The organism is Amaricoccus sp. (assembly GCF_036846665.1).
Classification (GTDB): domain Bacteria; phylum Pseudomonadota; class Alphaproteobacteria; order Rhodobacterales; family Rhodobacteraceae; genus Amaricoccus.
Genome location: NZ_DAIUBO010000091.1, coordinates 1 through 14,451, shown reverse-complemented (window position 1 = coordinate 14,451; position 14,451 = coordinate 1). Strand labels below are relative to the sequence as shown.

The 14,451-nt window shown below is 69.9% G+C and carries 15 protein-coding genes; 10 read left to right on the top strand and 5 right to left on the bottom strand.

Annotation, left to right across the window (positions count from 1 at the left end; all coding sequences use genetic code 11):
- Positions 1-66: 66 nt before the first annotated feature.
- The 4 genes from cobD to V7050_RS10610 all read right to left on the bottom strand — a co-directional run bounded on the left by cobD (position 67) and on the right by V7050_RS10610 (position 3,308).
- Positions 67-1,029, bottom strand: a complete 963-nt coding sequence (gene cobD / locus V7050_RS10625; protein WP_324410522.1) for a threonine-phosphate decarboxylase CobD — start codon at positions 1,027-1,029, stop codon at positions 67-69.
- Between the two features lie 117 nt (positions 1,030-1,146).
- On the bottom strand, positions 1,147-2,079 hold the full coding sequence (gene cbiB / locus V7050_RS10620) for an adenosylcobinamide-phosphate synthase CbiB (protein WP_324370328.1): 933 nt from the start codon (positions 2,077-2,079) through the stop codon (positions 1,147-1,149).
- Positions 2,073-2,921, bottom strand: coding sequence for a propanediol utilization protein (locus V7050_RS10615; protein WP_324370326.1), 849 nt, complete (start codon positions 2,919-2,921; stop codon positions 2,073-2,075). Before V7050_RS10615 ends, cbiB begins: the two co-directional genes overlap by 7 nt.
- A 9-nt stretch (positions 2,922-2,930) precedes the next feature.
- Positions 2,931-3,308, bottom strand: coding sequence for a DUF1636 domain-containing protein (locus tag V7050_RS10610; protein ID WP_324370324.1), 378 nt, complete (start codon positions 3,306-3,308; stop codon positions 2,931-2,933).
- Positions 3,309-3,416: 108 nt separating this feature from the next.
- Between V7050_RS10610 and cobU the strand changes: the two genes are divergently transcribed.
- From cobU to V7050_RS10560, 10 genes are all read left to right on the top strand, one after another.
- Positions 3,417-3,944: a bifunctional adenosylcobinamide kinase/adenosylcobinamide-phosphate guanylyltransferase gene (gene cobU / locus V7050_RS10605; protein ID WP_324370322.1), complete on the top strand. Its 528-nt coding sequence runs from the start codon at positions 3,417-3,419 to the stop codon at positions 3,942-3,944.
- Positions 3,945-3,946: 2 nt separating this feature from the next.
- The gene (locus tag V7050_RS10600) at positions 3,947-4,636 is read left to right on the top strand and encodes an NnrU family protein (RefSeq protein ID WP_324370320.1); all 690 of its coding nucleotides are present in this window, start codon (positions 3,947-3,949) and stop codon (positions 4,634-4,636) included.
- Between the two features lie 141 nt (positions 4,637-4,777).
- Complete coding sequence (locus tag V7050_RS10595) at positions 4,778-6,370, top strand: ABC transporter substrate-binding protein (protein WP_324374594.1); 1,593 nt, start codon at positions 4,778-4,780, stop codon at positions 6,368-6,370.
- 61 nt (positions 6,371-6,431) lie between these two features.
- Positions 6,432-7,556 (top strand): M24 family metallopeptidase, encoded by a 1,125-nt coding sequence (locus tag V7050_RS10590; RefSeq protein ID WP_324369086.1) that lies wholly within the window; start codon positions 6,432-6,434, stop codon positions 7,554-7,556.
- Positions 7,553-8,557 (top strand): ABC transporter permease subunit, encoded by a 1,005-nt coding sequence (locus V7050_RS10585; RefSeq protein WP_324369085.1) that lies wholly within the window; start codon positions 7,553-7,555, stop codon positions 8,555-8,557. Before V7050_RS10590 ends, V7050_RS10585 begins: the two co-directional genes overlap by 4 nt.
- A gap of 61 nt (positions 8,558-8,618) precedes the next feature.
- Positions 8,619-9,497, top strand: coding sequence for an ABC transporter permease subunit (locus tag V7050_RS10580; protein WP_324369088.1), 879 nt, complete (start codon positions 8,619-8,621; stop codon positions 9,495-9,497).
- Positions 9,497-10,489 carry an ABC transporter ATP-binding protein gene (locus V7050_RS10575; RefSeq protein WP_324369084.1) on the top strand — a complete coding sequence of 331 codons (993 nt, stop codon included), beginning with the start codon at positions 9,497-9,499 and terminating at the stop codon, positions 10,487-10,489. Before V7050_RS10580 ends, V7050_RS10575 begins: the two co-directional genes overlap by 1 nt.
- Positions 10,486-11,448 (top strand): dipeptide ABC transporter ATP-binding protein, encoded by a 963-nt coding sequence (locus V7050_RS10570; protein ID WP_324369083.1) that lies wholly within the window; start codon positions 10,486-10,488, stop codon positions 11,446-11,448. Before V7050_RS10575 ends, V7050_RS10570 begins: the two co-directional genes overlap by 4 nt.
- Positions 11,449-11,500: 52 nt before the next feature.
- A complete protein-coding gene (locus V7050_RS10565; RefSeq protein WP_324410520.1) occupies positions 11,501-12,139 on the top strand; it encodes a ribonuclease HII in 639 nt (212 codons plus the stop codon).
- A 75-nt stretch (positions 12,140-12,214) separates the two neighbouring features.
- Positions 12,215-13,360 (top strand): site-specific DNA-methyltransferase, encoded by a 1,146-nt coding sequence (locus V7050_RS10560; protein ID WP_324369081.1) that lies wholly within the window; start codon positions 12,215-12,217, stop codon positions 13,358-13,360.
- Between the two features lie 219 nt (positions 13,361-13,579).
- Here the strand turns inward: V7050_RS10560 and V7050_RS10555 are convergent.
- Positions 13,580-14,451 (bottom strand): AMP-binding protein (locus tag V7050_RS10555; RefSeq protein WP_324410518.1); only part of this gene is annotated, 872 nt, incomplete at its 5' end.

The following is a 14,451-nucleotide window of genomic DNA, read 5'->3' as shown; positions in this document are numbered from 1 at the left end:
CCGCCCCGCCCCCCTTCCGGGGGCGCCTCCCGACCCCGAGGGGCTCCTCGCGCCCGCGCGCCAGTATCAGCCGGGCCCCCCGCCCACCCGCCGCCACTCCGGTTCCGGCCCCGGGATTCCCAGCCGCAGCCAGCCGGGCGCATAGTCGAAGCTCCGCGTCCAGATCCGCTGGCCTGCCAGCATCGCCTGCACGGCCCCCGCGTCGCCGACATCGAAGAGCCGGAAGAGCGCGGTCCCGCCGAGCAGGCGCCATCCCGCCGAAGCCGCCATGTCGTCGAGCCGCACCGCATCCTGCGCGAGCCTTGCGATCATCCGCTCGCGCCACGCATCGTCGGCGAGCGCCGCGGTTCCGACCGCCAGCGCCGGCCCGCTGACCGGCCAGGGTCCGGCGAGGCCCGCGAGCCCCGCAAGGAGCGTCTCCGCACCGATCGCGAATCCCAGCCGCAGGCCGGCGAGACCGTAGAACTTCCCGAAGGAGCGAAGCACCAGGACATTCGCCCTCCCGGCACCGCGAACCACCGAGAGCTCCGGATGCGGATCGGCGAAGCTCTCGTCGATGACCAGCAACCCGACCGTATCCGCCAGGTCGCTCAACCGTTCGGGGGGAAGCCGCCGCCCGTCGGGATTGTTGGGATTGACGACGATTGCGATATCGCTCCCGGAGAGCCCCCGCGGCTCGGTCGCGCGTTCGACATGCCAGCCGCCGGAAAGGAAGGCGGCCGCGTACTCGTTGTAGGTCGGGCCGAGGATGGCCGCCCTGCCCGCCCCGGCGAGCCGCGGCAGCAACTGGATCGCCGCCTGAGCCCCGGCCAGGGGAAGGATCGGCCAGTCCGTGCCATAGGCCCGCCGCGCCGCGGCGACGAGCCTCGCCGAGGCCGCGGCGGTCGGGAGCTCGCGCCAATGCTCGGGCCCGACGGCGGCGAGGAGATAGGGCCGGCGATTGATCCCGGTCGAGAGGTCGAGCCATTCCCCGCGCGCGCCGCCGAAACGCGCCGCCGCGGCCTCGATGTCGCCGCCATGCTGCCTCAATGGCACCGACCGGATCGCCGCCGGATCATGCATCGACGCCTCGCCTCTCCCGCGCGCTGGACGCTCGGACCGCCGCGGCAATGTCCCGGCCGCCCGAATCGATTCCCTCCGAAGCCATCAGAGCAGGGCGAGCGCGAGCAGCACCAGCGCCACGCCGATCCCCATGCGCCGGTAGAGCTTCAGACCCGCCAGCAGCTCGTCGGCGCCGGGATCGCGGGCCCCGCCGTTCAGCCAGGGCTCCTCCGCCACGACCGCGCCATAAATCCGCGGCCCGGAAAGCCGGACCCCGACGGCGCCCGCCATCGCCGCTTCCGGCCAGCCCGCATTCGGCGAGCGATGCCGGCGCGCGTCGGCACCGACGATCCGGGCGACCTGCCCCGGACGCCCGGATGCGAGCGCGAAGAGCCCCGCCGTGATCCGCGCCGGCAGCCAGTTGGCCAGGTCGTCCAGCCGTGCCGCCACCCTGCCGAATTCCGCATGGCGCGGGGTCCGGTGGCCGATCATGCTGTCGAGCGTGTTGATCGCTTTGTATCCCGCGATCCCCGGCAGGCCGAGGAGCACGCCCCAGAAGAGCGGCGCCACCACCCCGTCCGACGCATTCTCGGCAAGGCTCTCGAGGGCCGCGCGCGAGACGCCCTGCAGGTCCAGGGCATCCGTCTCGCGCCCCACGATCTTCGCGACCTCCTGCCGGGCCTGCACCAGATCGTCCTCCACCAGCCGCCGCGCGACGGCCGCCACGTGTTCGTGGAGCGACCGCGCCGCCACGAAAGGCGCCGCCAGCACCCCGGAAAGCACCATCCCGAGCCAGCCGTCCGGGAGGAATTGCGTCAGCATCCAGGCCGCAGCCGCGACCGAGGCCGTCACCACGAAAGTCACCACGCCACCCGCGGCGATGCGCAGCCGGCCCGGGCGGTTCAGCCACGCCTCGGACCATGTGATGGCCGTCCCGATCCAGGTCACGGGATGGCCGATGCGGCGGTAGAGCCCCTCGGGCCAGCCGAACACGGCCTCCAGCCCGAGCGCGAAGAGCATCGCCCCGGCGCTCAGCATGTGCCGCCGCCGCTCGAGAACCGCAGGACCTGCCGCAGGCCCCATTCCCGCAGCCGCTCCTCGACACCCGCCGGAACCGACCCCGGCCGGAAAAGCAGACCGCGCGCGGATCCGGTATGCGCGGCGACGATCCCCAGGGCCCCGAATTCCTCCGCAAGCGCCCCGAGCCGTTCGAAGCCCGGCCGCCCGCGCCTCCGGGCATTGCGCCTGGCCGATTCGAGCGCGAGCGCACCGAGGGCCGCGTGATCGCCGGCCGCCGCGGCCGACGACCAATCCGCGACCAGATCCTCGATTTCGGCAAAGTCCGCGTCGGCAGGATCGGTCCAGGTCGGACGGCCGAAGAATCCACCCACGATCTCGAACCGCGGCGGCTCCGCGAAGATGTCGAGCACGCGACCCTCGCGCGAGGCCCAGAGCAGGCGGCCCGCCCTCCGGTGCATCAGCGGATCGCTCGCCCCTTCGAGCCCGATGCAGAAACCGGCCTGCACCTCCGCCGGCAGCCGCGCGAAACCGCCCCGGGTCACGGCATCCGCCGCCGCGAGCAGTGACGCCGTCGAGGCCCCGGCGCCGCCGCCCGGCGGCATCGCGGCGCGAAGGCGCAGACGGCCGGCTGGCGGAGCGCCGTGCAACCGCCGGAAGAGCGCGACCAGCCGGGCGCGCGTGATCACCGCGCGCCCGTGCTGGTAGAGCGCAAAGCCCTCGCCCGCCGACCAGGAAGCGCGGACCGCGAGCCGGTCGCAGGGGAGCGTCACCAGCGCCACCGGGCCGTTCCTGCCGATCCGGCCCTGCAGGAACTCGCCGAAATGCCCCGCCACCCGCGCGGAATGCCACAGGGCGCTCACGCGGAATCCCTAGTCCCGCACTTCATGGGCGAGCGGCGGGATCCGGGCGACGAAATGGCCCTTCACGCCCTGCGGCCATTCCCGATAGGGAACGACGCCGGAAGCGCTCTCGCGGTGGCGCAGGGCATAGTCCACGATCGCCGCCGCATCCGCGCTCCCAGGTTCGAATCGGCCCAGCACATAGGCCATCTTGCCGGCGTCCGAGATGGCGACGTTGCAGCCGTGATCGCATCCCATCAGGCAGGCGACGCCGCGCACCTCGATCCCCGGCGCAGCCCGCGCCGCCGAAGTCACCTCCGCGAGCAGCGCCGCACCGCCGCTGCCCTCGCCGGGCCGTTCCGGCTTGCCCGCGGTCCGGCAGGTCGTGCATACGGTGATTGTGGTCATGGTCCCGCCCGCCGCCGGAAGCTCCCGCGCGACCTAACCGCCCGCTCCGTCGAGGTAAAGACCGACCGATGAACTTGCAGTCCGAACGCTCCCGTCCCGTTCCGGCCCATGGCTGAGATCGTCCTGGTGACGGGCGGCGCGCGGTCGGGCAAGAGCGACCACGCCGAGCGGCGCGCGGCGCAATTCGGCCTGACGGGCATCTATGTCGCCACCGCCCAGGCGTTCGATGCCGAAATGGAAGACCGCATCGCGCGGCACAGGATGCGGCGCGACGGGTCCTGGCGCACCGAGGAAGCGCCGCTCGCCCTCGTCGAGGCCCTGCGCGCGACCGACGGCGAGGGCGTCCGGCTCGTGGATTGCCTGACGCTCTGGCTCAGCAACCTCATGGGCGCCGGCGCCGATCCCGCTTCGGAAGCCGATGCGCTGGCCGAATGCCTGCAGGCCCAGGCAAGCCCCGTCGTTCTGGTCACCAACGAGGTCGGACAGGGGATCGTGCCGGACAATCCGCTCGCGCGCGCGTTCCGCGATGCGGCCGGCCTGATGAACCAGCGCATCGCCCGGGTCGCGGGCGAGGTGGTGCTCGTGGTCGCCGGGCTGCCCGTGGTCCTGAAGTCCTCCGGACGCGCGGAGACCTGACCATGTCCGGATGGCTCGGATTCGCCCTGGCCTATGCGGCCTTTCTGCTGTCGCATGCGATTCCGATGCGGCCGCGGGTCAAGGCGGGGCTCGCCTCGGCCTTCGGCCAGCGCGGCTATCTCGTCGGCTATGTCGCGGTCTCGATCGCCCTGCTCGCCTGGCTCATCCACGCCGCGAACGATGCCCCCTATGTGCCGCTCTGGAGCCATGCCCCCTGGCAGCGCTGGGTGCCGAACCTCGCGATGCCGCTCGTCTGCCTGCTCGTCGCCTTCGCCCTCGGGGCGCCCAACCCGCTCTCGTTCGGCGGCGCCCGCGCGCAGGAATTCGATCCCGACCGGCCGGGCATAGCGGGCGTCGCGCGGCATCCGATCCTCTGGGCGCTCGCGCTCTGGGCCGGCGCCCATCTCGTGCCCAATGGCGATCTCGCCCATGGGCTCCTCTTCGGCGGCTTCACGGTCATGGCATTCTCGGGCATGCGCGCGATCGACCGGCGGAACCGCCGACGGCTCGGCGAAGACCCATGGCGGCGCCTCGCCGCACGGACATCGACGCTTCCGCTCGCCGCTCTGATCGGCGGGCGATGGCGCCCCCGCGGCCTGCCGGATCTCCGCCGGATCACGATCGCGGTCGCGGCCTGGGCGACGTTGCTCGCGCTGCATCGACCGATCATCGGCGTATCGCCATTGCCGTGACCGCCGGCGCGGAATGCACGCGCCGCGAGTATCCCGGACCGGGTCGCGGGGCGCGATGCGCTGGACGTTGCCTGATCGCGGTATTGCGGTTAACGATTGGAATATCGGAGACGCAATCCGCAAAATTCCAGGGAGATCATCATGCGCATCACCACCCGACTTCTCGCCGCGGCGGCGATCAGCTGCCTCGCGGCGGGGGCCTCGGCCAAGACCCTCGTCTATTGCTCGGAGGGCTCGCCCGAGGGCTTCGACCCGGCGCTCTTCACCGCCGGCACCACCTTCGACGCCTCCTCGCGACCGGTCTACAACCGCCTCGTGGAATTCGAGTCCGGCACCACCAACACCGTTCCCGGCCTGGCGGAGAGCTGGACCGTCTCGGACGACGGGCTGGAATACACGTTCAAGCTGCGCCCGGGCGTCAAGTTCCACACCACCGATTACTTCACGCCGACCCGCGACTTCAACGCGGACGACGTGATCTTCTCCTTCACGCGCCAGGGCGATCCCGCGAACCCGTGGAACTCCTATACCGAGAACGCGAGCTGGGAATATTACCAGAGCATGGACATGCCGGCGCTGATCAAGGAGATCCGCAAGGACGACGACATGACGGTGACCTTCGTGCTCAACCGGCCGGAGGCGCCCTTCATCGCCAACATGGCGATGGATTTCGCCTCGATCCTGTCCAAGGAATACGCCGACAGCCTCGAGGCCTCCGGAACCCAGGCGAACCTGAACCAGGCGCCGGTCGGCACCGGGCCGTTCCAGTTCGTCGCCTACCAGAAGGACGCGGTGATCCGCTACAAGGCCCATCCCGACTACTGGAAGGGCAAGGAGGCGATCGACGACCTGATCTTCGCGATCACCGTGGACAGCTCCGTGCGCATGCAGAAGCTCAAGGCCGGCGAATGCCACGCCGCGCCCTACCCCAATCCCGCCGACATCGCCGGGCTGCAGGCCGATCCGAACCTGACGGTCATGGAGCAGGAGGGGCTCAACGTCGGCTATCTCGCCTACAACACCCAGCAGGCGCCCTTCGACGACCCGAAGGTGCGCAAGGCGCTCAACATGGCGATCAACAAGCAGGCGATCATCGACGCGGTCTTCGAAGGCCAGGCCGCCATCGCCAAGAACCCGATCCCGCCGACGATCTGGTCCTACAACGACGCGGTCGAGGACGATCCCTACGATCCTGAAGCCGCCAAGGCGCTGCTGGCCGAAGCCGGCCAGGAGGGGCTGAAGATGAAGATCTGGGCCATGCCGGTGGCGCGGCCCTACAACCCCAACGCCCGGCGCATGGCCGAACTGATCCAGGCCGATTTCGCGGCGGTCGGCGTCGAGGTCGAGATCGTGTCCTACGAATGGGGCGAGTATCTCAAGCTCTCCTCCGACCTGGACCGCGACGGCGCGGTGCTGCTCGGCTGGACCGGAGACAACGGCGACCCGGACAACTTCCTCGCGGTGCTGCTCGGCTGTGCGGCGGTCGGCAACTCGAACCGGGCGCAATGGTGCTACCAGCCCTTCGAGGACCTGATCCAGGAAGCCAAGGTCACCTCGTCGCAGGTCGAGCGCGCCCCGCTCTACGAACAGGCGCAGGTCATCTTCAAGGAACAGGCGCCCTGGGCGACCATCGCGCATTCGGTGCAGTTCATGCCGCTGTCCAGCAAGGTGCAGAACTACAAGATGCAGCCCTTCGGCAGCCACCGTTTCGACGGGGTCGACATCGCCGAGTGATCGGCCGCGGGCCGGATGGACCCTTCCGTCCGGCCCCTTTCTCGCGAGGCAAGCCGCCGCCATGCCCGACCGCGATCCACGCCTGACCCCGCTCCGGGCCGTCATGGCCTCCGGGTCCCTCGACGCCGTGGCGCTGGTGCCCGGCGCCAATTTCCGCCGGCTTCTCGGCCGCGACTTTCACCAGAACGAACGACCGCTGGTGCTGGTGGTCCCCGCCGAGGGACCGCCCGCGGCGGTGGTGCCCAATCTCGAGATGGCCTCCTTCTCCACGCTGGATTTCAGGGGGGCGATCTTCGACTGGCGCGACGAGAACGGCTTCGAGCACGCCTTCCGCGCGCTCGGCGGCGCGCTCGGCGGGCTCGGGGCCGCCGGCGCGCGGATCGGCGTCGAGGCGCAGCGGATGCGGGTCTTCGAGGCCACGGCGCTGCAGGCGGCCTTTCCCGCGGCGCAGCTGGTGGACGCCCATGCCGCGATCTCGTCGATCCGGCTCCGCAAGGCGCCGGAGGAAGTCGCCCTGCTGCGCCAGGCGATCCGCATCTCCGAGGCGGCGCTCGAGGCGACGCTGACGCAGGTGCGGGCCGGCATGACCGAGACGGAGGTGGCGGGTGTCCTGATGCGCGAATTGTTCGACCATGGCGCCGACGGGCTCGCCTTCGAGCCCATCGTGGCGGCGGGCGACAATTCCGCGCAGCCCCATGCCCGGCCGCGCTTCGACTACCGCATCCGCCCCGGCGACGCGCTGCTCTTCGACTTCGGTGCGAGCTATCAGGGCTATAACGCGGACATCACACGCACATTCTTCGTCGCCGATGCCTCGGAGAAGGACCGCGCCTTCTACGACACGGTGCTCGCGGCGAACGAGGCCGGGCGGGCGGCGAGCCGCGCGGGGCGGAGCGCCCACGACGTCGACGACGCCGTGCAGCGGCTGCTGGAAGCCTCGCCCTTCGCCGCCTTCGCCCGGCACAAGACCGGTCATGGCCTCGGCCTCGACGTGCACGAGGCGCCGCAGATCATGCGCGGCAATGCGGCGGTGCTGGAGAGCGGCATGGTCTTCACCGTCGAGCCGGGCCTCTACCGGCTCGGGGAATGCGGCGTGCGAATTGAGGACGACGTGCTGGTGACGGAGACGGGCATCGACTGCCTGACCACCTTCCCGCGCGAACTCCGGATCCTGGGGGGGCCATGATACTCTTCATCCTCAGACGGATCGCGCTGCTGATCCCGACGATCCTCGGCATCACCATCGTCGCCTTCGGCTTCGTGCGGGTGCTGCCCGGCGACCCGGTGCTGCTGATGGCCGGCGAGCGCGGCCTCTCGGAGGAACGCTACGCCGAGATGCTGAAGCAGTTCGGCTACGACCAGCCGATCTGGCGGCAGTACCTCGATTATCTCGGCGACCTGCTGCGCGGGGATTTCGGCAATTCGATCGTGACCAAGAAACCGGTGCTGACCGAGTTCTTCGCGCTCTTTCCCGCGACCGTGGAACTCGCCTTCTGCGCCATAGTCATCGCGATTCTCGTCGGCATCCCGGCGGGGGTCTTCGCGGCGAGCCGGCGCGGCAAGCTCGTGGACCAGGTGCTGATGGGCACCGCGCTCGTGGGCTATTCGATGCCGATCTTCTGGTGGGGCCTGCTGCTCATCATCGTCTTTTCCGGCAACCTCGGCTGGACGCCGGTCTCGGGGCGGATCTCGCTGCTCTATTATTTCCCCGCCCATACCGGCTTCATGCTGATCGACAGCCTGCTCTCGGGGGAGAAGGGCGCCTTCCTCTCGGCGCTGCACCACCTGATCCTGCCCTCGATCGTGCTCGCGACCGTGCCGCTCGCGGTGATCGCGCGCCAGACCCGATCGGCGATGCTCGAGGTGCTCGGCGAGGATTACGTGCGCACGGCGCGGGCCAAGGGCATGTCGCCCGGCCGGGTGATCGGGGTGCATGCGCTCCGGAACGCGATGATCCCGGTGATCACGGTGATCGGGCTTTCGGTGGGCACGCTGCTCGCGGGCGCGATCCTGACCGAGACGATCTTCTCCTGGCCCGGCATCGGCAAGTGGATGGTCGATTCGATCTCCCGCCGGGACTATCCGGTGGTCCAGGGCGGGCTCCTCTTGATCGCGGTCGTGGTCATGGTCGTCAACCTGATCGTGGACACGACCTACGGGCTGATCAACCCGCGCATCCGGCATTGAGGAGGCGGCCATGACCGACATTCCCCAGAACGACGTCGCCTCCGCCGAGGAAGCCGCGCCGATGCATGCCGCCGTCGAGCGCCGGGCGCTCGCGGAGTTCTGGTTCTATTTCTCCGAGAACCGCGGCGCCGTCCTCGGCCTGGCGGTCTTCCTGACGCTGATCGTGGTCGCGATCCTGGCGCCGGTGATCGCGCCCTACGGGCCGAACGTGCAGGACCGCAACGCGCTGCTGGTGCCGCCCTTCTGGCAGGAGGGCGGCTCGACCGCCTTCCTGCTCGGGACCGACGCCGTGGGGCGCGACATGCTGTCGCGGCTGATCTACGGCGCACGCTTCTCGCTCTTCATCGGGCTGGTGGTGGTCTCCATCGCGCTGGCGGGCGGGGTCACCCTGGGGCTGATCTCGGGCTATGTGGGCGGTGTGGTCGACACGATCATCATGCGGGTGATGGACGTGATCCTCGCCTTCCCCTCGCTCCTGCTGGCGCTGGTGCTGGTGGCGATCCTCGGGCCCGGCCTCATGAACGCCATGATCGCCATCGCCATCGTGCTGCAGCCGCATTTCGTGCGGCTGACGCGGGCCTCGGTGCTGAACGAGGCGGGGCGCGACTACGTGACCTCGGCGCGGGTGGCGGGGGCCTCGCCGTTCTACCTGATGACACGCACGATCCTGCCCAATTGCCTCGGGCCGGTGATCGTGCAGGCGACGCTCAGCTTCTCCAACGCCATCCTCGACGCGGCGGCGCTGGGGTTCCTCGGCATGGGGGCGCAGCCGCCCACCCCGGAATGGGGCACGATGCTGGCGGAGGCGCGCGAGTTCATCCTGCGCGCCTGGTGGGTGGTCACCTTCCCAGGCCTCGCGATCCTGATCACGGTGCTGGCGATCAACCTGATGGGCGACGGGCTGCGCGACGCCCTCGATCCCAAGCTGAAGAGGTCGTGATGGCGCTCCTGGAGATCCGCAACCTCACGGTCGAGTTCCAGACGGCGGGCGGGCTCTTCCGCGCGGTGGACGGCGTCGACATCCTCTGCGGCCGCGGCGAGATCCTCGCCATCGTCGGCGAGAGCGGCTCGGGCAAGTCGGTGTCCATGCTGGCGCTGATGGGGCTCCTGCCCTGGACCGCCAAGGTCACCGCCGACCGCATGGCCTTCGACGGGCGCGACGTGCTGACCATGCCCGCCGCCGACCGGCGCAAGATCGTCGGCAAGGAGGTCTCGATGATCTTCCAGGAACCGATGTCGAGCCTCAACCCCTGCTTCACGGTCGCCTTCCAGATCGGCGAGACACTGCGAAAGCACCTCGGGCTGGACCGCGCCGCGCGCCGCGCACGCACGATCGAGCTGCTCGAGCAGGTGGGCATCCCCGACCCGACCTCGCGGCTTTCGGCCTTCCCGCATCAGCTCTCGGGCGGCATGAGCCAGCGGGTGATGATCGCCATGGCGCTGGCCTGCGATCCCAAGCTCCTGATCGCCGACGAGCCGACCACCGCGCTCGACGTCACCATCCAGGCGCAGATCCTCGACCTCCTGATCTCGCTCCAGCAGGAGAAGGGCATGGCGCTGATCCTGATCACCCACGACATGGGCGTGGTCGCCGAAACCGCCGAGCGGGTGCAGGTGCAATACGCCGGCCAGAAGGTCGAGGAGCAGCCGGTCAGGGGGCTCTTCACCGAGCCGCATCACCCCTATACCGCGGCGCTGCTCGCCGCCCTGCCGGAACGCGCCACCTCGAAGCTGCTGCCCTCGATCCCGGGCGTGGTGCCCGGCCAGTTCGACCGGCCGAGGGGCTGCCTGTTCTCGCCGCGCTGCAACTATGCCACCGACCGCTGCCGCCGCGGCGTGACCCGCCAGGGCGCGGAGCTCGGACATGCGCTCTGCAACTACCCGCTGGTCGCGGGCCAGCCCATGGGCCGCGACGCCGAGGCCGTGCTGTGAGCGGCGCGGGCGGCGCCATCGTCTCGGCGCGCAACCTCTCGCGCCACTACCAGGTCGGCGGCGGGGCCTTCTCGAAGGAGAGGACCGTCCGCGCGCTGCAGGACGCGAGCTTCGACCTCTTTCCGGGCAAGACGCTCGCCGTGGTCGGCGAATCGGGCTGCGGCAAGTCGACGCTCGCCCGGGTCGTGACCATGATCGAGGAACCGAGCTCCGGCACCCTGGAGATCGGCGGCAAGGCGGCGCTCGCCAATGCGGTGGAAACCCGGCGCACCATCCAGATCGTGTTCCAGAACCCCTATGGCTCGCTCAACCCGCGCCACAAGATCGGCGCGATCCTCGAGGAGCCGCTGAAGCTCAACACCGACATGAGCGCGAGCGAGCGCCGGCGCATCGGCCTGGAGACCATGGAGCGGGTGGGGCTGCGGCCCGAGCACTACAACCGCTATCCGCATATGTTCTCCGGCGGGCAGCGCCAGCGCATCGCCATCGCCCGGGCCCTGACGCTCAAGCCCAAGGTGCTGGTGCTCGACGAGCCGGTCTCCGCGCTCGATCTCTCGATCCAGGCGCAGGTGCTGAACCTGCTGGCGGATCTGCAGTCCGACCTCGGGCTCGCCTATCTCTTCATCAGCCATGACCTCTCGGTGGTGCGCCATATCGCCGACGACATCATGGTGATGTATCTCGGCCGGGCGGTGGAGGCCGGCGATGCCAGGACGGTCTTCGCGGCACCGGCGCATCCCTATACCGCGGCGCTGATGAGCGCGACGCCGTCCGCGGATCCCGACCGCAAGAAGACGCGCATCATGCTGACGGGCGAGCTGCCCTCGCCGCTCAACCCGCCGCCGGGCTGCGCCTTCAACCCGCGCTGTGCCCATGCCGATGGGACCTGCCGCGCCAGCCGGCCGCCGCTCGAGCCCCATTCGGGGCGCGATCTGGCCTGTTTCCATCCGCTGGTCTGAGATTGCCGCGCCGCCGAATGGTGTCCCGGACCGGGCTCGGCGGCCCGAAGCCGTGACCGCGCACGCACGGGCCGGAGGCCCGGATTTTACCCGCGAATCGGCCGGGGTGCAGCCGGTCTGCGGCATCGACGAGGCCGGCCGCGGCCCCTGGGCGGGGCCGGTGGTGGCGGCGGCGGTGATCCTGGACGCAAGCGCGATCCCCGCGGGGCTCGACGACAGCAAGAAGCTCACCGCCCGGCAGCGCGAGCGGCTCTTCGCCGAACTCGTCGCCTCGGCGACGGTCGGGGTCGGGCAGGCCAGCGTCGCGGAGATCGAGACCATGAACATCCTTCAGGCCAGCCATCTGGCCATGCGCCGCGCCGTCGCCGATCTCGGAACGGCGCCGCGAAGGGCGCTCGTGGACGGCAGGCAGGTGCCGCCCGGCCTGCCCTGCCCGGCCGCAGCGATCGTCGGGGGCGACGCCCGGGCGCTGTCGATCGCCGCCGCCTCCATTGTCGCAAAAGTCACGCGCGACCGCATCATGGTTGCACTTTCGCAACAGTTTCCTGGCTATGGATGGCATTCCAACATGGGATACGGCACGAAAAGCCATCTCGAGGGGCTGGAGAGGCTTGGGGTGACACCACATCATCGGCGGCTCTTTCGGCCCATCCACAAGATGTTGTGCAAGGCGAAGCCCCTAACCGGTTGATTCACTTAAAAATTGACCCGGAATCGGTTTTGACTCATGGTTTCCATGGGCGACGCAACCGGGATGCCGAATAAAATGACGACCGATACATCGAGCAGTACCAATGACTTGCAAGTCGACGTTATCCATTCCGGTGACTGCATAGAGGTCATGCGCGGCCTTCCGGCCGGCAGTGTCGACCTGATCTTCGCGGATCCGCCCTACAACCTCCAGCTGAAGGGCGAATTGCTCCGCCCGGACAACAGCAAGGTCGATGCGGTGGACGATCACTGGGACCGCTTCGCCTCCTTCGCCGCCTATGACGAATTCAGCCGCGCCTGGCTCGCCGCCGCCCGGCGGCTCCTGAAGCCGGACGGGGCGATCTGGGTGATCGGGTCGTATCACAACATCTACCGCCTCGGCGCCTGCCTCCAGGACGCGGGCTTCTGGATCCTCAACGACGTGGTCTGGCGCAAGTCGAACCCGATGCCGAACTTCCGCGGCAAGCGGCTGACCAATGCCCATGAGACGCTGATCTGGGCGGCGAAGTCGGACCAGTCGAAATACACCTTCAACTACGAGGCGATGAAGGCGCTGAACGAGGGCATCCAGATGCGCTCGGACTGGGTGATCCCGCTCTGCACCGGCGCCGAGCGGCTGAAGACCGCCAATGGCGACAAGGCCCATCCCACCCAGAAGCCCGAAGCGCTGCTGCACCGGGTGCTGGTCGCCTCCACCAAGCCGGGGGACGTGGTGCTCGACCCGTTCTTCGGCACGGGCACGACGGGCGCCGTCGCCAAGCGGCTGCGGCGGCGGTTCATCGGGATCGAGCGCGAGGCGGAGTACAGGGCGGCAGCGGAGGAAAGAATCGGCGCGGTGCGCCCGCTCGACGCGGAATTCGCGGCCGTGACGACACCCAAGCGGGCCGAGCCGCGCGTTGCCTTCGGACAGCTCGTGGAACTGGGAATGCTCACGCCCGGCGAGGAGGTGACCTCGATCAACGGCCGCCACAGGGCACGGATCCGCGCGGACGGGACCCTGGTGGCGAGCGGCCTGCGCGATGTGCGTGGGTCAATCCATCAGGTCGGCGCGGCGCTTGAGGGCGCACCGTCGTGCAACGGCTGGACGTTCTGGTACTGCAAGCGCAAGGGCAAGGACGTCCCGATAGATTTCTATCGTCAGCGGGTCCGTTCGGAAATGGCCCGGTCCTCGGAGCCGGGCCCGCCCCGCCCCCTCCAGTGAGCCCGGGCGGGAAGCAAGGCCCGGACCGAACGACCTCGCGGCGCTCCTCGGCAGGAAACCGGTTCTGCTCCCGATATTCGGTTGCGGTCGGGCTTCTTCCGCAATTTCCTCACGGCCGCTGGGGTCGGGCGGGCGCGGGCCCGGCGCTTCATCACGCAAGCGCGCGGATTCGTCCTTGCCATATCCGCGGGGGCCTGCACCGCCGCCATGGAGTGAAATTCAGCCGGCGAAGAGCCCCGCGAAACGCTCGCGCAGCAGGTTCTTCTGCACCTTGCCCATGGCATTGCGCGGCAGCGCCTCGACGCGCAGCACGCGCTTGGGGATCTTGAACCCCGCCAGCCGGTCGCGCAGCGCCCCGGCCAGGTCGCCCGGCTCGCCCGTCGCCGTCACCACCGCGACCACCGCCTCGCCGAGATCGGGATGCGGCACGCCGATCACCGCGCTCTCGACGATGCCGGGCAGGGCGTCGAGCGCGGTCTCGACCTCCTTGGGATAGACATTGAGCCCGCCCGAGATGATCAGGTCCTTGGCCCGGCCGACGATGCTCACATAGCCGTCCGCGGCGATGGTCGCGAGATCGCCGGTGATGAAATAGCCGTCCGCGCGGAACTCGGCGGCGGTCTTCTCCGGCAGGTTCCAGTAGCCCAGAAACACGTTCGGCCCGCGCACCTCCAGCACCCCGACCTCGCCCGGCGGCAGCGCGCGCCCCTCCCCGTCGCAGACCCGGAGCGCCACCCCCGGCAGCGCGAGCCCGACCGTGCCCGCGCGGCGCTCGCCATGGAGCGGGTTCGAGGCCGACATGCCGGTCTCGGTCATGCCGTAGCGCTCGAGGATGCGCTGCCCGGTGCGGGCCTCGAAATCCGCATGGGTCCGCGCCAGCAGCGGCGCCGAGCCCGAGACGAAGAGCCGCATGCCCCCCGCCGCCTCCCGCGTCAGCCCCTCGGAGGCCAGGAGCCGCGTGTAGAAGGTCGGCACCCCCATCAGCACCGTGGCGCGCGCCATCAGCCCGATCACCTGGTCGGCGTCGAAGCGCGGCAGCAGCAGGATCCGCCCGCCGTTCATCAGCATAAGGTTCAGCGCCACGAAGAGCC